15 protein-coding genes and 1 pseudogene are annotated in these 18,909 nt (G+C 56.6%); 8 read left to right on the top strand and 8 right to left on the bottom strand.

Annotation, left to right across the window (positions count from 1 at the left end):
• Positions 1–121: 121 nt before the first annotated feature.
• Positions 122–1,243 carry an alanine dehydrogenase gene (gene ald, locus CLV88_RS12230; protein WP_106608696.1) on the bottom strand — a complete coding sequence of 374 codons (1,122 nt, stop codon included), beginning with the start codon at positions 1,241–1,243 and terminating at the stop codon, positions 122–124.
• Between the two features lie 138 nt (positions 1,244–1,381).
• Here ald and CLV88_RS12225 point away from each other — a divergent pair, with 138 nt between their 5' ends.
• From CLV88_RS12225 to mdoH, 7 genes are all read left to right on the top strand, one after another.
• The gene (locus CLV88_RS12225; RefSeq protein WP_106608695.1) at positions 1,382–1,840 is read left to right on the top strand and encodes an Lrp/AsnC family transcriptional regulator; all 459 of its coding nucleotides are present in this window, start codon (positions 1,382–1,384) and stop codon (positions 1,838–1,840) included.
• A gap of 99 nt (positions 1,841–1,939) precedes the next feature.
• A complete protein-coding gene (locus tag CLV88_RS12220; RefSeq protein WP_106608694.1) occupies positions 1,940–3,538 on the top strand; it encodes a thiamine pyrophosphate-binding protein in 1,599 nt (532 codons plus the stop codon).
• Positions 3,525–4,739 carry a CaiB/BaiF CoA transferase family protein gene (locus CLV88_RS12215; protein ID WP_106608812.1) on the top strand — a complete coding sequence of 405 codons (1,215 nt, stop codon included), beginning with the start codon at positions 3,525–3,527 and terminating at the stop codon, positions 4,737–4,739. Before CLV88_RS12220 ends, CLV88_RS12215 begins: the two co-directional genes overlap by 14 nt.
• A gap of 128 nt (positions 4,740–4,867) precedes the next feature.
• On the top strand, positions 4,868–6,229 hold the full coding sequence (locus tag CLV88_RS12210; protein WP_106608693.1) for a tetratricopeptide repeat protein: 1,362 nt from the start codon (positions 4,868–4,870) through the stop codon (positions 6,227–6,229).
• A gap of 17 nt (positions 6,230–6,246) precedes the next feature.
• Complete coding sequence (locus tag CLV88_RS12205) at positions 6,247–7,449, top strand: OpgC family protein (protein ID WP_106608692.1); 1,203 nt, start codon at positions 6,247–6,249, stop codon at positions 7,447–7,449.
• Between the two features lie 4 nt (positions 7,450–7,453).
• Positions 7,454–8,995: an OpgD/OpgG family glucan biosynthesis protein gene (locus tag CLV88_RS12200; RefSeq protein ID WP_106608691.1), complete on the top strand. Its 1,542-nt coding sequence runs from the start codon at positions 7,454–7,456 to the stop codon at positions 8,993–8,995.
• On the top strand, positions 8,992–10,884 hold the full coding sequence (mdoH, locus tag CLV88_RS12195) for a glucans biosynthesis glucosyltransferase MdoH (protein ID WP_106608690.1): 1,893 nt from the start codon (positions 8,992–8,994) through the stop codon (positions 10,882–10,884). The genes CLV88_RS12200 and mdoH overlap by 4 nt, the downstream gene beginning before the upstream one ends.
• A gap of 134 nt (positions 10,885–11,018) precedes the next feature.
• On the opposite strand, the gene CLV88_RS12190 is transcribed toward mdoH, so the two are convergent.
• The 6 genes from CLV88_RS12190 to CLV88_RS12165 form a co-directional block, all read right to left on the bottom strand.
• The gene (locus CLV88_RS12190) at positions 11,019–11,861 is read right to left on the bottom strand and encodes a CE1 family esterase (protein WP_165798884.1); all 843 of its coding nucleotides are present in this window, start codon (positions 11,859–11,861) and stop codon (positions 11,019–11,021) included.
• Positions 11,862–11,871: 10 nt separating this feature from the next.
• The gene (locus tag CLV88_RS12185) at positions 11,872–12,327 is read right to left on the bottom strand and encodes a rhodanese-like domain-containing protein (protein ID WP_106608688.1); all 456 of its coding nucleotides are present in this window, start codon (positions 12,325–12,327) and stop codon (positions 11,872–11,874) included.
• Between the two features lie 15 nt (positions 12,328–12,342).
• Positions 12,343–12,855, bottom strand: coding sequence for a YHS domain-containing (seleno)protein (locus CLV88_RS12180; RefSeq protein WP_106608687.1), 513 nt, complete (start codon positions 12,853–12,855; stop codon positions 12,343–12,345).
• A gap of 276 nt (positions 12,856–13,131) precedes the next feature.
• The gene (yghU, locus tag CLV88_RS12175; protein ID WP_106608686.1) at positions 13,132–14,001 is read right to left on the bottom strand and encodes a glutathione-dependent disulfide-bond oxidoreductase; all 870 of its coding nucleotides are present in this window, start codon (positions 13,999–14,001) and stop codon (positions 13,132–13,134) included.
• Between the two features lie 120 nt (positions 14,002–14,121).
• On the bottom strand, positions 14,122–14,622 hold the full coding sequence (locus CLV88_RS23580) for a MarR family winged helix-turn-helix transcriptional regulator (RefSeq protein ID WP_106608685.1): 501 nt from the start codon (positions 14,620–14,622) through the stop codon (positions 14,122–14,124).
• Positions 14,561–15,709, bottom strand: coding sequence for an Acg family FMN-binding oxidoreductase (locus CLV88_RS12165; RefSeq protein WP_106608684.1), 1,149 nt, complete (start codon positions 15,707–15,709; stop codon positions 14,561–14,563). Before CLV88_RS12165 ends, CLV88_RS23580 begins: the two co-directional genes overlap by 62 nt.
• 243 nt (positions 15,710–15,952) lie before the next feature.
• Between CLV88_RS12165 and CLV88_RS12160 the strand changes: the two genes are divergently transcribed.
• Positions 15,953–17,992, top strand: a complete 2,040-nt coding sequence (locus CLV88_RS12160) for a DEAD/DEAH box helicase (RefSeq protein ID WP_106608683.1) — start codon at positions 15,953–15,955, stop codon at positions 17,990–17,992.
• Positions 17,993–18,458: 466 nt separating this feature from the next.
• Here the strand turns inward: CLV88_RS12160 and CLV88_RS12155 are convergent.
• Positions 18,459–18,719 (bottom strand): annotated as a pseudogene (locus tag CLV88_RS12155) (integrase core domain-containing protein); the annotation flags it as partial.
• Between the last annotated feature and the right edge of the window lie 190 nt (positions 18,720–18,909).

Below are 18,909 nucleotides of genomic sequence, written 5' to 3'. Positions count from 1 at the left end.
GATTGGGCTTTCAGTGACTTAGACGCCGATGCAAAACACCCTCACAGAAATCTGCGTGGGTGTCTCATTGATGCTAACATAGTGGGCCTTTGCGAATTGTGCAGGAGATACGCGTGTCGGTTTAGGCCGCCTTAAGTGCCAGATTTGGGGAAAGGACATCAAGGCCAAGCGCTTTGCCCACGGCGTAGTATGTTAACCGTCCCGCATGAACATTGAGACCGTTGAGAAGATGCGGATCGTCTTCGCACGCCTGACGCCAGCCCTTGTCTGCAAGGTTCAGCATGAATGGAAGCGTCGCGTTGCCCAGTGCCTGTGTCGAGGTGCGTGCAACTGCGCCGGGCATGTTGGCGACGCAGTAATGCATGACGCCGTCTACTTCGTAGATTGGGTCAGCATGGGTGGTTGCACGCGACGTTTCAAAGCACCCGCCCTGATCGATTGCGACGTCCACAAGCGCCGCGCCGGGCTTCATTTCAGAGAGTTGCGCTCGGCTGATCAGCTTGGGAGCCGCCGCACCTGGAATCAACACTGCGCCGATCACCATGTCCGCTTCGCGAACCAGTTCTGCCGTTGCGCCAGCGGTGGAATATTGGTTCTTGAACGTGCCACCAAACACATCGTCGAGGTATTTGAGGCGAGGAAGGGAGCGATCCAGAACGGTAACGTCCGCGCCCATGCCAGCCGCGATCTTGGCTGCGTGTGTGCCCACGACACCGCCTCCGATTACCACGACCTTGGCAGGAGCTACTCCGGGAACACCGCCCATCAGAACACCGCGCCCGCCATTAGCCTTTTGCAGGGTCCACGCGCCGACCTGCGGAGCAAGACGGCCTGCAACTTCGGACATCGGTGCGAGCAGAGGCAAGCCACCGCGATCATCCGTGACAGTTTCATAGGCGATTGCGGTGCAGCCAGACTCTAGCAAGTCTTTGGTTTGTTCGGGGTCGGGGGCGAGGTGAAGATAGGTGAACAGCAGTTGACCTTCGCGCAGCATCTTACGCTCGCCTGCCTGCGGTTCCTTAACCTTGACGATCATGTCAGCAGTGGCAAAGATTTCTTCGGGGGTGTCGATGATCACTGCACCAGCGGATGTGTAATCTTCGTCGGTAAAACCTGCTCCGGCGCCTGCGCCTTTCTGGATGACAACGTCATGACCATGGTTAACGGCTTCACGTGCAGCGTCGGGTGTCATTCCGACGCGGAATTCCTGGGGTTTGATTTCGGTGGGGCAGCCGATTTTCATGTCGCTCTCCTGCTGACTGATGTGGCCTTAGTGTGCGGGCGATTGAATGGAATGTGCTTGTTTTTTGTGCAATTTGAAAACTGGTCTTTGGTGGATTCTTCGAATATCACTGAATGAAAAGCAAGGATCGGCGGAAATATGTCATTAGACCAAACGGATCATCGGATCCTCAGAGCGCTGCAAAAGCAGGGCCGAATCTCGAATGCAGAGCTCGCCGAGCGGGTGAACCTGTCTGCGTCGGCCTGTCATCGGCGTGTGCACCGGCTGGAGGCAGAAGGCTATGTGCGCGATTATGTTGCGCTGTTGGACCCGCGCAAGATGAACCTGCCGACGACTGTTTTTGTGGAGATTACGCTCTCCGGGCAGGCGGATGAGGTGCTTGAAGCTTTTGAGAAGGCTGTCTCGCGAGTGCCGCATGTGTTGGAATGTCATTTAATGGCGGGCACGGCGGATTACATCCTTAAGGTGGTTGCGGAGGACACGGAAGATTTCGCACGGGTGCACCGGCAGCACCTTGCCCGGTTGCCCGGCGTAGCTCAGATGCAATCGTCATTTGCCTTGCGCACTGTGTTCAAGACAACGGCGTTGCCTTTGTAGCGTCTGATTTCGTTACAAAACTCACACCCAGTCGTGAGTTGCACCGGCAAGTGTTATAGCCCAAAAACCACGAAGCAAGAGTTGAAAACGGAGAGTGCGATGCGCGCAGCGGATGTCGTGGCCAAGCGGCTGTATGATGCGGGATGCCGCTGGGCGTTTGGAATGCCCGGTGGCGAAGTTCTGACTTTGGTCGACGCGCTTGAGGCGGCTGGGATCACGTTTGTGCTCTGCAAACACGAAAACGCTGCTGGGTTTATGGCCGAGGGCACGTATCACCGGACGGGCGCACCGGGCATTCTGGTGGCGACGTTGGGGCCGGGTGCGCTTAATGGCATCAACGTGGTTGAGAATGCGCGTCAGGATCGTGTGCCGATGATTGTGTTGACCGGATGTGTCGATGCAGACACCGCACAGACATATACGCATCAGGTATTGGACCAGCCACAAGTGTTTCGCCCGATCACCAAGGCGACCTTTACCCTTGTGGCTAACGCCGCTCACGTTATTGCCGACAAAGCGCTGGCGATTGCGACCGAAGGCCGCCCCGGACCTGTGCATATCGATGTGCCGATCTCGGTGGCCGACGCGCCAGCATCAGGAACCGGGGCGTTGCGAGTGTTGGCGACGCCAATGGCGCCCGCTGGACCAGATTTGGAGAGGGCACGCGCGGCGCTGCGGAGCGCGAAAAGGCCGCTGATCATTGCTGGAGTCGATGCAATGGCGCAGGATGCGGCAAGTGCGGTTCAGACAGCGGTCGATGCGTTGGGCGCGCCGTTAATCACCACCTACAAGGCCAAAGGGCTGGTGCCAGAAGACCACCCGCTTGTGCTAGGTGGGGCGGGGTTGTCGCCAAAGGCGGATGCAATCCTGTTACCGTTGGTGGCAGAGGCGGACGTGATCCTGTGTATCGGATATGACCCGATCGAGATGCGCCCCGGCTGGCAGAATGCGTGGGACCCGGCGCGCCAGATGGTGATCGACATTACCGCAGAGCCGAACCACCATTATATGCACCAGTCCACATTGAATATTGTCGGGGATTGCGCGGCCTCGGTAGCGGCCATGTTGCCCGACGCAATGGGGGATGTTTGGCCGGGCGAGACGCTGGCGGATACCAAGGCCAAGATTGACGCGGCCTTTGCCGCGCCAGACGCGTGGGGCCCACATCAGGTGATCGCCACGTGTCAGGGCAGTTTGCCAGACGACACGTTGATCACCGCAGACAGTGGCGCGCATCGCATTTTGCTGAGCCAGATGTGGCAATGCGGATTTCCCCGCGCGCTGACCCAATCGTCGGGGCTTTGTACTATGGGGTGCGCTGTGCCACTTGCCATGGGCGCACAGATCGTTGAGCCGGATCGGCCTGTTGTGTCCTTTTCCGGTGACGCGGGGTTTTTGATGGTGGCGGGCGAGTTGGCAACTGCTGCTGAGCTGGGATTGAAGACCATCTTTGTGGTGTTTGTTGACGCATCGTTGGCGTTGATCGAGATGAAACAGCGCGGGCGCCAGATGGCCAATCGCGCGGTGGATTTTGGGCACACGGATTTTGCTGCCGTTGCCCGAGCCTTTGGTGGTGCGGGGCATCAGGTGCGCTCGGGCGCGGAGCTGGAAGCCGCTCTGCAAGACGCGCTGAAGGCGGATACATTTACGGTTATTGCCGCAGAAATTGACCGGGGGGCCTATGATGGCGCATTCTGAGCACACGCCCAAAGGGGCGCTTGATGGGCTTTTGGTACTCGACCTGTCGCGCATTCTGGCAGGGCCGACAGCGACGCAACTTTTGGGTGATCTGGGCGCGACGGTGATCAAGATCGAAAACCCCAAAACGGGTGGGGATGATACCCGCAGCTGGGGGCCGCCCTATGCCGAAACCCATGATGGAAAAAGCGATTTGTCGGCCTATTACATGGCGGCAAACCGAAACAAGTATTCGGTCGGGGCAGATATCTCGACCAAAGAAGGGGCCGATCTTGTGCGTTCAATTGCGGCGCAGGCGGATGTTGTGATCGAGAATTACAAACCCGGTGGTTTGGACAAATACGGGCTGGATCACGCAACCCTGTGCGCCGAGCGCCCGGACCTAGTTTATTGTTCCATTTCGGGATTTGGCCAGACGGGGCCGAACCGGTCTGTGCTGGGGTACGACCTGATGGCGCAGGGCTATGGTGGGATCATGTCGCTGACGGGCGCGGCGGAGGGGCCACCGATGAAAGTGGGTGTTGGGATCGCTGATGTCATGTGCGGGATGTACGCGACAATTGGTATTTTGGCGGCGCTGCGCCATCGTGATGCCACCGGAGAAGGACAGCATATCGACCTGTCGCTGGTCGATTCCCAGATGGCGTGGCTGATCAATGAGGGCACCAATTTTCTGGCGTCGGACAAGGCACCGATTCGACGGGGTAACGCGCACCCCAACATTGTGCCGTATGACGTTTTTCCCACGTCGGATGGCCATGTGATCATTGCGGTAGGCAATGACAGCCAGTTTCAGCGGTTTTGTAAGGCGTTTGGGCGCGAGGATTTGGGCGGAGATGCGCGGTTTGTTACAAACCCGGACCGGATCGCAAACCGAGTTCCGCTTACCAAGGCCATAACTGAAACATTTGAGGCCTATGAAACGGCAAAGATTGTTTCAATGCTGACGGAGGTCAATGTGCCATCGGGGCCGATCCACACGGTTGCCGAGGCGTTGTCTTCGGACCAGGCGATTGCCCGAGGAAACGTGGTTGCGGTAGAGAATCCGGAAACAACCGCTGGAAAAGTGCGACTTTTGGGCAATCCGCTAAAGTTTTCCAAGACGCCGGTCACCTATCGCCGTGCGCCACCGCGATTCGATCAGGACAAAAACCGCTTATCCGATTTGCTTGCGCGCTTGACGGTGCGGCGAAAAGGCTGAGAAAGCTCACAAATCCGTCAGTACCGTTCACGTTCTCGCGTGTTGCCAAGGTCGTGAAGAGAGGTGGAACGCATTTCTCGATAAGACTTTACCAAGACGACTTTTGTTTAGCCCGTGAAGGATGACCTATGTACCACGATATTTGCACCTGCGAGGTGAGCCTGACCGATTCAAATGCGGTGAGCGAATGGAACGGTGTCATTCTGGGTGTATTGTCGCATGGTCAAGCCGCACCGGTTCATCTGGGTAAACTGCTTGAGCTGGCCCCTGACTGGGCCATGGCGCACGCGATCAAAGGGCTGATGTGTTTCATGCTGGCGCGCCGCGAGATGGTGCCGGTTGCCATTCAATCGCAGCAAGAGGCACATCGCTGTCTCGCGCTTGGCGGGGCAACGACGCGCGAGCGGCTATGGTGTGCGGCGCTGGATGAGTGGATTGCGGGCAATCCGACCGGGGCGGTTGCGCGTGTTGAGCAGGCTTTGCTGCTGAACCGTGCGGATACGATAAGCATGAAGCTTTCGCATGGAATTCGGTTCATGGTTGGCGACAGTGTCGGGATGCGAGCGTCGGTTGAGGCCGTTCTTGATGCGCAGGGCAGTGATCACGAGTTGCACGGATATGTCATGGGGTGCCACGCGTTCGCGCTGGAAGAAACCGGTGCCTACAGCGAAGCCGAGCGCGCCGGGTTGATTGCGTTGAACTATGCTAAAGATGATGCCTGGGGTCTGCATGCTGTGGCGCATGTTTACGACATGACCCATCGCACGCAAAAGGGCATTGAGCTGATTGATGGCAACCACACGGCGTGGTCGCATTGCAATAACTTTCGGTTTCACGTGTGGTGGCACAAAGCGTTGCTTCATCTGGATCAAGGTGATGTGGCGCAGGTTCTGTCGCTGTATGACACCAAGATCCGTGACGAAAAAACAGATGATTATCGCGATTTTTCCAATGCCAGCTCTTTGTTAATGCGTCTTGAGCTTGAGGGCGTTGACGTGGGGCATCGGTGGACCGAACTGGCCGATTTGGCGGAAACCCGCACAGATGACGGGTGTCTGGTTTTCGCTGACCTGCATTACATGTTGGCATTGTCGGGCGACAAACGTCATGACGCCGCCGAGCGATTGACAGCGCGTGTGGCCGCAACAGCATGGGACACTGGCGAGCCGGGTATTACGTCGCAAGACCCCGGTCTTGCCGCCGCTGAGGGCCTTGCCGCATTTGGTGAGGCCAATTACTCGGGCGCATTTGCCAAGCTGTTAACCGCGCAACCACGGTTTAATACCATTGGGGGTAGCCACGCTCAGCGGGACGTTTTCCAACGTGTGCTGATCGAATCCGGTATGCGGGCCGGTAAACTGGATGAAACCGAAACTTTGCTGAAACAGCGCAATACGTTGCGCAGTGGTGAACCAGATGCGTTTGCACAGACCCGCATGGATATGATTGCCAAGGTGCGGGCTAGTCAGGCCACGGTCGCTGCTGAATAATAGATAAGACTGAAACAATGGCCCTTGCCGAACCTAATATGACAATGACACCGCCGGCCCAAGCGGCGCGCGCGGCTGCGCCTGCCACAACACGCGATCCACGACTGGATTTTTTCCGGGGCATTGCGATGTTTATCATCCTTGTTGCACATACCCCGTCAAATTGGCTGACGCTGTGGATTCCGGCGCGGTTTGGTTTTTCCGACGCGACCGAGATTTTTGTGTTCTGTTCCGGTATGGCCTCGGCCATCGCTTTTGGACGTGTATTTCGCGACCGAGGGATGGTGATGGGCACGTTCCGTGTCGCACAGAGGGTATGGCAGGTTTATTGGGCGCATATCTGTCTGTTCTTTGCCATTGCCGCGACCATGGTTGTGTTGAACAACAGCTTTCCGGACGGGCGAGACTATATCGGGCAGCTAAACCTGTATCCGTTCTTTAAAGATCCGCAGACCAATTTGGTTGGTTTGCTGACGCTGACATATGTACCGAACTACTTTGACATTCTGCCGATGTATTTGGTCATTCTGGCGATGATGCCAATCATGATTGGTTTGGCGCGCGTGCATGTTGGCCTTGCCGCGATGGCAGTGATTGCCATCTGGCTGACTGCGAACCTGTTTGACGCCAATTTACCTGCTGAGCCGTGGTCACAGCGGCAATGGTTCTTTAACCCCTTTGGCTGGCAACTGGTGTTTTTCACGGGCTTTGCATTCATGGCGGGGTGGTTACCTGCGCCACCGGTCGATCGGCGCCTTTTTTGGTTGGCGGTCGCCGTTGTTGTTGCGATCATTCCCTTTGCCTATTTCCGCATAATCGGCCAGTTCCCTGAAATTCGCGCATGGCGGAGCGAGTATAAGGTGCTGATCAACAAGTCGGATTTCGGCATATTGCGCTATGTGCATTTCCTTGCCTTGGCCTATGTCGCATGGGTGCTTGTCGGCCCCAAGGGCGCGCGCATTCAACCCGGTACTGGCACCGGGTGGGTGACCAAGACGTGGACCGTTCTGTTGGCGGTGATCATGAAGGTTGGTCAGCAATCATTGGCCGTATTTGTCAGCTCCATGTATCTGGCTCGGCTGATGGGCGTGGTTCTGGACAATGTGGGACGCACGCATTTTTCGATGTTGTGGGTCAACCTGTTGGGATTTGCCATCATTATCGCCGTCGCCTACGGCGTGGCGTGGTTTAAATCGCAACCATGGAAAAAGAGAGCGTGACGGAATGTTGAGGCGAGAATTTCTCACTGGACTGATCGCGCTGGCGGGTGGCAATACTGCCATGGCGTCGACGCCGCATGACAAAAAGGACGAAGTTTTTGGCCCACCGCTGGGTGAGGGAACACCGTTTTCCCGGCAAAATGTCGTCGACTTGGCGCGTAAGCTGGCCGGTAAGTCATATGCGCTGCCACCGTCGGTCCCGCAGCAGTGGCTGGATATCAGTTATGACGATTATGTCTCGATCTGGTTCAACGGAAAACATGCGGTTTGGAACAGTGAGGAGAACACTCCGTTGCGGCTCGATATGTTCGCGCCGGGTTTGTATTTCAAATACCCAATCCAGATTGCCGTTGTTGAAGACGGGCAGGCGCGAGAGGTCATGTTTGACCTTGGCGTGTTCGACAAGACTGACAAGTTTCCGGATCTGCCGATAGACGACACGCTGGGGTATTCCGGTCTGCGGCTGCGCGCAGAGTTGGAAAAGGAAGGCATCTATCAGGAGTTTGCCGTCTTTCAGGGGGCGAGCTATTTTCGGGCGATTGGGACGGGGCAGATTTACGGTTTGTCCGCGCGCGGGTTGGCCATTGATACGGCAGAGCCAACGGGGGAAGAGTTCCCGGATTTCCGGGCCTTTTGGGTCGAGAAACCGGTGCAGGGGTCAGAAACGTATCGTGTGCATGCGTTGCTTGATAGTCCAAGTTGCACAGGTGCCTATCAGTTTGACATCACGCATGGTGATCCATTGGTGATGGAGATCAAGGCGACCGTTTTTGCCCGTTCGGACTGTCAGCATGTCGGGCTTGCTCCATTGACGTCGATGTTTTTCTTTGACGAAACCAATCGGGACCGGTTTTCGGATTTCCGCCCTGCCGTTCATGACTCCGATGGTTTGTTGATTACCAACGGTGCGGGCGAAACTCTGTGGCGTCCGCTTGCCAATCCGCGAAACCTGCAAGTGAGCGCGTTTCAGGACACTAACCCCAAGGGGTTTGGTTTGATGCAGCGCGCGCGGCAGTTTGGGGATTTTGCAGATCTTCAGGCGCATTACCATCGCCGCCCCGGTGTATGGATCGAACCGCATGAAGATTGGGGCGAAGGTGCGGTGACCCTCGTAGAGATCCCAACCGAACTTGAGATTTATGACAACATTGTCTGCTATTGGCGGCCCGCAGGTGGGTTGCCAGAGGGGAGCGAGACGGAGTTTTCTTATCGTCTGACATGGGCTGAAGAGAGCGATTATGGTCAGGGGCTGACCGTGTTGAATACCCGTATTGGGGATGCATTCCGCGGCAAGGGTATCATTGTTGCAGTTGATTTTGCCCCGGGCGCTGACGTGCCAGAGGATTTGGACGATATCGAAAAGGTGATCTGGGCCAGCAATGTTGACGTGTCTGAAGGTGTTCTTCAGCGCAATCCGGAGACCGGTGGTCCGCGATTGGCGTTCAAGTTTCATCCAGGCGAGGCGCAGGTGATTGAATTGCGCGCCGAACTGCGCGTTGATGGTCAGCCGTTGAGTGAGACCTGGCTTTATCGGTGGACTGCATGACGCGTTACGCCGCCTCATATATGCCTGCGGCCGCGCCCTTGCCTATGGCGCGGCAGGATTTCGGGGAAGTACCGGCGCAAGGTGTTTCTTCGCAATCCGCGTCGCGGTCAGATCAGCTTTGGCGGCTTGCTGCGTTTGCCCCTGCAATCATGGTGGCCTTTGCCCTGAGCGCCGGGATTGCGCAGTGGTTTGCCAAGGGCGGTGTGAGTTTGGCCGAGGCGATGGTTGTTGCGCTTGTTGGTGTAACCTTTGTTTGGATTTCACTCTCGGTCAGCACGGTCACGCTTGGGCTTGTGAGACGATCGATTGGGACACGCCCAACCAGACATGCACATCCGCGCGGGGGCGCGCAGAATGTTGCCTTGCTTGTACCGGTTTACAATGAGACGGCCTGGGAAGTGTTTGGCAATGCGACAGCAATGATCAAGGAACTGGCGGCTGGGCCAAAGACGGACCGGTTTAGCCTGTTCATTTTGTCTGACACCCAAGACCCGGAAATTGCAGAGCAGGAAGAACGCGCCTATTGGGCGCTTCGCGCGGCATGTCCGGCAGGGATAGAGGCGTATTATCGACGTCGCGATAAAAACAACGACAAGAAGGTCGGTAACCTGACCGACTGGATCGAGACATGGGGTGCCGATTACGAGGCGATGGTTGTTCTGGATGCGGATAGCCTGATGAGTGGGGCTGCTATTCGCAGTTTGGCGGATGAGCTTGCGGCTGACTCCGAGGCAGGATTGATCCAGAGCTTCCCCTCGTTGATCGGTTCGGAAACTTTGTTTGGGCGGATGCAGCAATTTTCCAATGCGGTGTACGGCTGGTTGTTGGCCGAGGGGCTGACAACATGGGCGCAACGTGAAGGGAATTATTGGGGTCACAATGCCATTATTCGTACGCGTGCCTTTGCACAGAGCGCACGGCTGCCGTATCTGAATGGTCGTCGCGGGCGGCGTGATCTGATCCTGAGCCACGACTTTGTCGAAGCGGGCATGTTGCGTCGGGCAGGTTGGGCCGTACGATTTTTGCCGCGCACGGGTGGGAGTTACGAGGAAACGCCGCAAACGCTGATAGCTTATGCATTGCGAGACCGACGTTGGTGTCAGGGCAATTTGCAGCACCTGCGCCTGTTGGCTGCGCGGGGATTTCATCCCGTGTCGCGTTTTCATCTGTTGCAGGGGGCAGTTGCGTTCCTGTTGTCACCGGCGTGGTTTGCGCTGATCGTGATTTGGTCGATGTTGGGCAGCGCCATGCCTGAGGAAGCCGTTGCCTATTTCAATCCGGCCAATCCATTGCAACCTATGTGGCCGGCTACGACGCAAATCAATGGCCTGATTTACTTGGGTTTTATTTACACAATGCTGCTTATGCCGAAGCTGACCGGAACGTTAGCGCTTGGGTTTCGCAGCCGAACTCGTCGCGCTTACGGTGGTTGGTGGAGGTTATTGTCGACGGCCCTTTTCGAGATCGTATGTTCGATCCTTTATGCGCCGGTCATGATGGTACAGCAAACGATTGCCGTGGTTTTTGCGGTCTTGGGGCGTTCTGGAAAATGGACGCCGCAACGGCGTGATGCGACGGGATATTCCTGGCGTCAGACGCTGCGGTTTCACTGGATTGAAACGGCTGTTGGCGGGGTCATGATCAGCCAGATTGCGTTGGGTGCCGCATCCTATTGGTTGCTGCCGATTGCGGTCAGTCTTGTTCTGGCGGTGCCGCTGTCGCGTATGAGCGCGTTGCGTGTGAGTGACCGGGCCTTGGGGCCGATCCGTTTGGACAGCCCGCAGACTTTGAACGAGCCACAGATTGTGCGCGCGGCGCGGGCGGAACGTGCGTGGATGAAAGCTGTGTTGGCGGAGCCGGTTGCGCGCAAAGCAATAGCGGCGGAGTAAAGGGTATTTCTGGTGGCTTAGCGGAGCTGAGCTTTAAAAGGGGCTTTGCCCCTCTGCCCGCAAGCGGGCATTCACCCCAGGATATTTTTGGCGAACGGAAGGGGCCAAGTAAGTTTGACGCGGTGCTGGTGGCCTTATAGGTTTTCGAACCAGTCCAGCGCCATTTCAACCCAGCCATTCGGGATGCGGTGCCCGCCGGGGAATAGTGCAAATTCCAGCGCCGAGTCGTCGTGACATCGTTCCCATTTCCGACGCCAGAATGGGCCATCCGTGACAAAGCTGTCGGCCTTTAGGTGGACGCATTCGTTGGTTTGGCGCCAAATGTCGAGGGCGTGGAAAACATCACCTTGGGCCAAGGCGTCCGGGTTTGTGATATCGCCGCCCCGCAACACCCGGCCTTCGAGAGGTACAGTGCCGTCGGTCCAGCCATGGGTGTGTAGCATCTTGACCGGGCCGGCGCATTCTGTGGGGTGTGGGCGCCAGAAGTTGCCTCCGATCGGGCCATATGCCGTGAATGCATCAGGTGCGGAACAGGCGACGTAGGCTGTCATCGAACCGCCAATCGAAAAACCCGCAAGCATGATCGCGTTTGCGTCGATACCATGTTGATCGACGGCATCGTCCCGCACAGATTTCAAAAACTGAATTTCATCGCGTTCGCGCGGAAACCATGGATGAACTGACCAAGATCGGCCGCGCCCATTGGAACGAGGCAACCCTTGGGGCGCGATCACCGCATAGCCTTTGTCCAGGAAGCGGTTCACCATACCGGTGTTGCGAAAGACTGATGGCCCGCTGGCCCCAAAGCCATGAATGAACATGACCGCAGGCCAGTTGCCTTCTACAGAAATGTCTGGGAGCGCGATGAAGTACTCACCTTCTGCGACATTACAAGGCGTGGTTGTTGAACAGGCGGACGCCGGCGCGCTTGTGCCAATCAAGAGAGCCGTCAGGGCTGAAAGACTGCTGCGCAGCATGATGAGTTGCCTATCCTTGTTCCGTCCATTCAGTGAGTGGAAGTCCGCGTTGTATCCAGCCGGGCCCGTCGCCAGACCCAAGCATACCTTCGGGGATGTCGAAAATTGGGCCGATTCCGGCGTCATGCATTTGGTTGGCCATGCGGTTGGAGCGAACGCCGCGTGCACAGATCACCGCAATGGGTTGATCGATCGAAGCGCGGGCCTTGTTTAGAGCGCTTATGAAGTCACCCCGTCGCATGTCGATTGGAACCGCCCCTTGGGCTAATCCCGTTCGTTGCCATTCATCTGGTCGACGAATATCAATAATCAACAACTCGCCACGCTGAACAGCCTGAAGGGCCTCGGGTGGAGAAAGTTCCATCCAAGGCCCTGATTTGGGAATTCGGGCCAGTAGGGTGTAGGCTACGCCAACACCTGCTGCGCCCGCCATCCCGCCGATGACCCATCGCCGGGTTTTAAGCATATACGAGCGCCCTGCTTACTTGCTGGGTGCGCTGGAAGAGAAGTTCGGAATGGTGGATTTGGAAGCTTTGTTATTCTCAATGCCAACCCAGTTGTTGTCCGCCAGTGTAATGTTGCCGGGGATGTTTTCTTCCCAGAAACCGACCACGTTCTTGGTGATGTTCAAATACAGTTTATCGTCAACGATCCGCCACAGGTTTGGGTTGCCGGGAACTTTGCCGCCTTTGGAAACGCCATATGCGCAGTGCCCGTCAAACTGAGGGGCGTATTTTGCAGGGTTGGCATCGAACTTTTTCTTGTTCGCTTTGGAAGAGAAGGCGAAGGTTGCGCCATTGTATTCGCTGGTAATCGCGGATTTTCCGGCAACACCTTTAGGTTGGGCGGAGCCGACCGCCGACTGGTCCAGATCAAAATAGGCAACGACGTCGTAGCCTGAGGCAGCAAAGCCGGTTTCGTCAACATATTGCGGGCCCGCGATGGCGGCGCCAGCCAAAAGTGTAAATGCAGTAGACAGAATGAAACGTTTCATGGGGTGCTCCTCTTGAAGTTCGCACGGTGTATTGAATTTGTAGGTTCAATCTAACGGCTGAAAAAAATCTGAACATCCGGTCTCGCGCCAGTGTGATGAGGCGTGTGTGTTGTGCAGGGAATTTTAGGCGCGATTGTAACAATCGCCCTGTTTTGCCCGATATATGCCCTGGGTTGGTGACGAGAATGCGAGGATGGGTGGTGCCAAATGTTTCAGTGGCGTGGGCCCCGGCGCGCCAAGTGGGCGCATCGGGGTAACTTTGGGATAATCGCCAGCTCAGCTTTCGGCTGGCTCAAGCTTGTCTTGGGTGCGTGTGTCAAAATCGCTGGCGTCGTGGCGTTCGCGCAATTGGGTGTGCAGCTCGCCAAAAGCGCGGTTCACCATGCGCCCGCGTTGGACGGCAGGGCGCGCATCGATTGCCTTGGCCCACCGCATGACGTTTTTGTAGCTTTCCACATCAAGGAACTCGGCCGCGCTGTATAGACGCCCCAAGACCAATTGCCCGTACCAGGACCAGACAGCCATGTCGGCAATCGTATAGTCGTCGCCGACGAGGTACGTGTTGTTGGCGAGACGACGGTCCAGAACATCCAGTTGGCGTTTGGTTTCCATAGCAAAGCGATTGATCGGGTATTCCCATTTTTCCGGTGCATATGCGTAGAAGTGGCCAAAGCCACCGCCCAAGTAAGGCGCGCTGCCCATTTGCCAGAACAGCCAGCTGAGCATTTCAGAGCGCTGTTCTTTTGGCCCGAGAAAGGCGTCAAACTTCTCTGCGAGATGCATCAGGATCGCGCCAGATTCAAAAATCCGGACAGGCGCATCGCTGCTGTGATCGGACAGGGCCGGGATTTTCGAGTTGGGGTTCACGTCCACAAAGCCAGACCCGAACTGATCGCCTTCGCCGATATTGATTAGCCATGCGTCATATTCCGCACCTGAATGTCCCGCGGCCAGCAGCTCTTCCAGCAATACGGTGACTTTGACGCCATTTGGGGTGGCCAGAGAGTATAGTTGCATCGGGTGCTTGCCGACTGACAGTTCCTTGTCATGTGTCGCCCCTGCGATGGGGCGGTTGATGTTGGCAAACTGTCCACCGCTCTTGGTTTCCCATGTCCAAACCTTGGGTGGGGTATATGTATCGGTCATTTCCTAGTGCCTTGTCTGAATTCGATTGGGCATAACCTAAGGTCTTTTTCTTGGAATTGCAGAGGCGCACGGTGTTTTGATGAAATTTGCCTGGTCAGTCTGCTGGGGCGGCTGGTGTGCTCAGTCGCGGGCCTTGTCCAGATGGGCGCGAATGCGAGACAGCAGGGGAAGGGCGGCTTCGATTTCATCCATGGAGAAGTCTTTCAGGAAACCGCCAAAGTCCTGACTGATGTTTGCAATTGCGGTTTCGCGGAACTGTCGCCCAGCATCGGTTAGCATGACGCATTTTGAACGGTTGTCCTTGGGGTTAGGCTCAAACCGGATCAATTCTGCTTTGTGCAGCCCAGCCAAAGTATGGGTTAGCGATGTTTTGGGCACCTGTAAGGCGGTTGCAATGGACATAGGTGTGCGTCCGTCGCCCAGCCGCGTTAGATGATTAAGCACGGTAAAGTGTGCGAGGACAAAACCGTCAGGCAGGTGACTTTCGAGAAGCCTGCCTGACAGCTGGGAAATGATACCTATCTCGTTGAAAAACGGAAATAACAGGTGTGATCGGTCATCAGCTTGCGGCAATTCTTGTATCCAGCGGCCATCGTGGACTCGGCGCCACGTCGGGACCATACCCAATTCGCGCGAACATTTGAACCGTTCCGCCATTCGGCGCGAGGCGGGTGTGGATGGCATCGTAGTGGGACTTCATTTCAGGGTATTCCTGCAAGGCTTGGCTCAGTGGTTGAATGCCTAGTCCCAGCCCGGTTGCTGCGAGATTAAGGCGCACCCAATCCGCACCTGCGGCCAGTTGATCGGTGCGGGAATTACCTTTGGACGTAAGCCACACATGCCCCATCGCCGTATCGGTGTTGGCAAAGACTGCGTCGAGACCTGACCGGTAGGCGACGGAGGAAGTATCAAGGACGGCATCGCGCGTGAACAGGCCAGCCATCCGAAGGGATTCGAACATTGGCCCTGAGAAATCGATACCATCAGGGTTTGCGTCTACCTCGCGATGACCGATGCGGAACAGATCTACGCTCTCCTTGTAGGTGTGGGGTGTTTCGATCTCGATACGCAGCGCATCGCGGCTGAGTTCGCGCAATGTAGCGATGTCCTCTGGTGCGATCGAGCCTCCAAAGCGGGTGCCAGCGCGGATTGAGCTTTTAAGTACTGGCAACGTGTCGTCAGGAATCGCATTGGCCGTGTCAAAGGGTTCTTTCAATGAGCGACGGCGCAAGACATGGGCAAACAGCGGGTCGGGCGCTGCGCTTGGGGCAGGGACAAAGCGTGCGCGCGCAACCGGGCGATTGTCTAACGCTGCGGCGGTTTCCCCTTCTGGGAACGGGTCCATCGAAACGCTGTAACCCTGTTCGGCGGCGGCCATGCGCATCACCTCAAGGAAGCAGCCCAGCCCAATCACGATCTGGCGGCTGAACGGGTCCGTTGCGGGCAAGAGCCTGTCTGGGTCTGCGTAGAGCACAACAGTGTCGGGTTCGGACAGGTCGACGACCCACGGCTGACGGTTGTGTGGATTGGGTGCCAAAAGCGCAAAGGACAGAGCCTGGCGGCGAATTTCGTTTTCGTGACCCGCGGTGGCCCACGGCAGAGCAGCAGTGCGTGGTTTGCGGGTTACGGCAAGCGCGGTCGCCGATGTTGCAGCCAGCACAACACCGCCGCCGATTAGTCCAATGGCTTTTCTGCGAGAAAGGGACATGGGTGACCTCTATTTGTTCGACATCGAACCATATAGTGCGACTTCGAACTATATACAAGGGTGCGTTAGTTGGTTGGCCGTGCCGACGTGGGACCGATGCCGACTCAGCGCTATACATCTCGGCCGTATTGGTCTAAACGCGCCTCTTCATGCTCTGGAAATGGCGTTCTTGAGGTCCGGTTTTGGGAGGGGCCCTGTTGGCGGTGTTCATTGGGCAGCCCTCGGACAAAAGTAGAGAACACTGTGAAACAGACCATTCAAGATGCGCTTTCGGCGCGCGGATACGATTCGCTTACCCCCGTACAAGAGGCGGTAATTAACCCTGACCTCGTTGGCGCAGACCTTTTGGTTTCTGCTCAAACGGGTTCGGGTAAAACTGTTGGCTTTGGCCTGTCGATTGCGCCCACATTGTTAGGCGAAGGAGATACCTTTGACGCGGCGGGTGCGCCTTTGGGGTTGGTGATCGCGCCGACACGTGAATTGGCGTTGCAAGTCAAACGCGAACTTCAATGGCTTTATGCTCAGGCAGGCGCGCAACTGGCGTCTTGTGTTGGGGGCATGGACATGCGCGACGAACGCCGCGCGCTGGCACGTGGAGCGCATATCGTTGTCGCGACACCGGGGCGTCTGCGCGATCACATCACGCGAGGCTCCATTGACCTGTCCGGATTGCGCGCCGTCGTGCTTGATGAAGCGGACGAGATGCTTGACCTTGGATTTCGCGAAGATCTGGAATTTATATTGGGCGAAGCGCCGGAAGATCGGCAGACCTTGTTGTTCTCGGCCACAGTGCCAAAATCGATCACGCATCTGGCCAAGAACTATCAGCGTGACGCGGTGCGCGTTGTTACTAAGTCGGAAACCAGTCAGCACGCGGATATTGAGTATCGCGCAATGTCTGTGGCCGACCGCGATGTGGACAATGCAGTGATCAACACTCTGAGGTTTTATGAGGCGCCAAATGCGATCGTCTTTGGCAATACGCGTGCCATGGTCAACCGACTGACCACGCGTCTGTCAAACCGTGGCTTTCAGGTTGTCGCCCTCTCGGGCGAGCTTTCGCAAGCGGAGCGGACACATGCGTTGCAGGCGATGCGGGATGGCCGCGCCAACGTGTGTGTTGCGACGGATGTTGCCGCACGTGGGATCGATTTGCCGAATTTGGATCTGGTTATTCACGCCGAGTTACCATCGAACCATGAGACCATGTTGCACCGTTCTGGCCGTACTGGACGGGCTGGGCGCAAAGGTGTCTCGGCTTTGATCGTGACACGTAAGAACTCTAAAAAGGCGCAGCGTATCCTTGGTGGTGCAAGGGTGAAGGCGGATTGGACCAGCGCGCCTTCTGCGGATGATGTAAAGGCGCGGGATCAGGAGCGCATGCTTGCCGATCCGGTTTGGACCGACGCGCCGGAAGATGCTGATATAGTGACCATTCAGGCCTTGTCTGACAGCTTTTCGCCTGAGCAACTTGCCGCTGCCTATTTGCGTCTTTATCGCGCGTCGCACACTGCGCCGGAAGAATTGCTGGATGTAGACGCCAAGCCCGCCCCGCGCAAAGAGTTTGGCGCGTCGGTTTGGTTTTCAATCTCTGGGGGGCGTGCTGGGGGAGCAGAGCCTCGTCGGCTGTTGCCAATGCTGTGTAAAGTCGGCGATCTGACCAAAGATGACATCGGTGCGATCCGCATTCAGCAGGACCAGTCCTATGTGCAAATTCTGGAAACCAGCGTGCCGGCGTTCCTGGCCGCCATTGGCCCAGACATGAAGGTCGAAGAGGGCGCGACGCTGACGCAGCTGGCGGAAGGGCCCAATTTGGCGCCATCCGGGCGCGATGGTTTCAAGCGTGGCGGAAAACCCGGCAAACCACATCGCGGCAAGGGCGCTTATGAGTCGTCTGAGGGAAGGCCACGGCGTGAGCCACGTGAGAAACGGGATTCGCGCGAAAACCGGTCGGGTGACACGAAACCTGTTGATTGGAACGACGCACCCGCACCGCGGACAAAAAAGCCCAAGCCCACGGGTGCGCCCAAGGGTGGTAAGCCGCGTTACGAGGGTAAGCCACGTCGCGACGATGCCGATGGGGGCCACGGTCCCGCGCGCCGTCGCACTGAAGATTCACGTGACAGAGGCCCAGGAAAGGCCGGGAAGCCGGGAAGCAAGCCTTTCGCAAAACCCGGTAGCAAGCCCAAAGGACCGCCCCCACCGAAAGGTAAGTCAAACAGCAAGAAGAACAGAGCACGTGCTGCTGCCAATGCTGGGGTTAAGTCTTCAGGAAAAAAATAGGATAAGGCAAATGCAATCTCTGCAATCGTTCACCATATGGGCGATTGCAGGGGGCAATTTTTCTGCTGACCGTTAGGCAAGAAGTCGCTTGATCCGAATTACACAAGCGGTTTTGGCGGCCTTGAAATTTTTGAGTGCATCAGGCGGATTTGATTAGGCCTCAAGCCCCATGGTTTGAGATTTAGTGTCTCATGTCAAAAGTTGCCAGCCTCTCGTTTTCCGCTCCGTTAAATTGAATTTTTCGCGTTGAGGCACATTCACCACACGGTTCACGCCGCGATTGGAATGATCAACTTTAACTCGTTTCCGGCGTTCTCGATCTTAAAAACGGGATCCATTTCGAACTTCATCTGTCCTAGATCTTGATTGTCTGACGTTAGCGGTTTTGGTGTTGTCCGTCGTCAGGGTTTTTGGCCGCAATGGCCGCTTAACCTAAGAGCGAGTGTGGCTCATCTGGTTGGTTTGGCTATGCGGTGTGGTGGCGGTGAAATAAGCGCCGCCCTTCGAGTGTCTTTCGTTTGATCCTTTCTCGTTGTTTCAGAATGGATTTGTCCCGCCCGTAATAGACGTCGGCAGGTGTGACGTTGTTGATGATCTCGTGATACGGCTGATGATTGTAGTTGTCGACGAAGGCTTCGATCTAGGACTCGAGATCGCCGGGCAGCAAGTAGTTTTCCAACAGCATGCGGTTCTTCAGGGTCTGGTGCCAGCGCTCGATCTTTCCTTGTCTTTATTGCACAAACCGGGTGAGTGAGACACGGTTTGAATCCAAAGTGCTAGCTTAACGGCCTGAACAGTTGCACAGCCACGACGTACAGGACAAAGAACTGACCGCTGTATGACGGCGTTGAAGCAACGCGGGTCACTGATGATTTGGTCTGATCCAGAGATGATCTGGATACCGCCACCGAGCGACA

Source organism: Shimia abyssi (assembly GCF_003014475.1).
Lineage (GTDB): Bacteria > Pseudomonadota > Alphaproteobacteria > Rhodobacterales > Rhodobacteraceae > Shimia > Shimia abyssi.
The sequence above is the reverse complement of the archived record's forward strand: the minus strand, read 5'-3'. Positions and strand labels throughout refer to the sequence as shown.

What these genes read in the sequence shown, in the direction of transcription:
- ald (WP_106608696.1), bottom strand. Translation starts at nt 1,243, where the DNA reads ATGAAAATCGGCTGCCCCACCGAAATCAAACCCCAGGAATTCCGCGTC.
- CLV88_RS12225 (WP_106608695.1), top strand. Translation starts at nt 1,382, where the DNA reads ATGTCATTAGACCAAACGGATCATCGGATCCTCAGAGCGCTGCAAAAG.
- CLV88_RS12220 (WP_106608694.1), top strand. Translation starts at nt 1,940, where the DNA reads ATGCGCGCAGCGGATGTCGTGGCCAAGCGGCTGTATGATGCGGGATGC.
- CLV88_RS12215 (WP_106608812.1), top strand. Translation starts at nt 3,525, where the DNA reads ATGGCGCATTCTGAGCACACGCCCAAAGGGGCGCTTGATGGGCTTTTG.
- CLV88_RS12210 (WP_106608693.1), top strand. Translation starts at nt 4,868, where the DNA reads ATGTACCACGATATTTGCACCTGCGAGGTGAGCCTGACCGATTCAAAT.
- CLV88_RS12205 (WP_106608692.1), top strand. Translation starts at nt 6,247, where the DNA reads ATGGCCCTTGCCGAACCTAATATGACAATGACACCGCCGGCCCAAGCG.
- CLV88_RS12200 (WP_106608691.1), top strand. Translation starts at nt 7,454, where the DNA reads ATGTTGAGGCGAGAATTTCTCACTGGACTGATCGCGCTGGCGGGTGGC.
- mdoH (WP_106608690.1), top strand. Translation starts at nt 8,992, where the DNA reads ATGACGCGTTACGCCGCCTCATATATGCCTGCGGCCGCGCCCTTGCCT.
- CLV88_RS12190 (WP_165798884.1), bottom strand. Translation starts at nt 11,861, where the DNA reads ATGCTGCGCAGCAGTCTTTCAGCCCTGACGGCTCTCTTGATTGGCACA.
- CLV88_RS12185 (WP_106608688.1), bottom strand. Translation starts at nt 12,327, where the DNA reads ATGCTTAAAACCCGGCGATGGGTCATCGGCGGGATGGCGGGCGCAGCA.
- CLV88_RS12180 (WP_106608687.1), bottom strand. Translation starts at nt 12,855, where the DNA reads ATGAAACGTTTCATTCTGTCTACTGCATTTACACTTTTGGCTGGCGCC.
- yghU (WP_106608686.1), bottom strand. Translation starts at nt 14,001, where the DNA reads ATGACCGATACATATACCCCACCCAAGGTTTGGACATGGGAAACCAAG.
- CLV88_RS23580 (WP_106608685.1), bottom strand. Translation starts at nt 14,622, where the DNA reads ATGGTCCCGACGTGGCGCCGAGTCCACGATGGCCGCTGGATACAAGAA.
- CLV88_RS12165 (WP_106608684.1), bottom strand. Translation starts at nt 15,709, where the DNA reads ATGTCCCTTTCTCGCAGAAAAGCCATTGGACTAATCGGCGGCGGTGTT.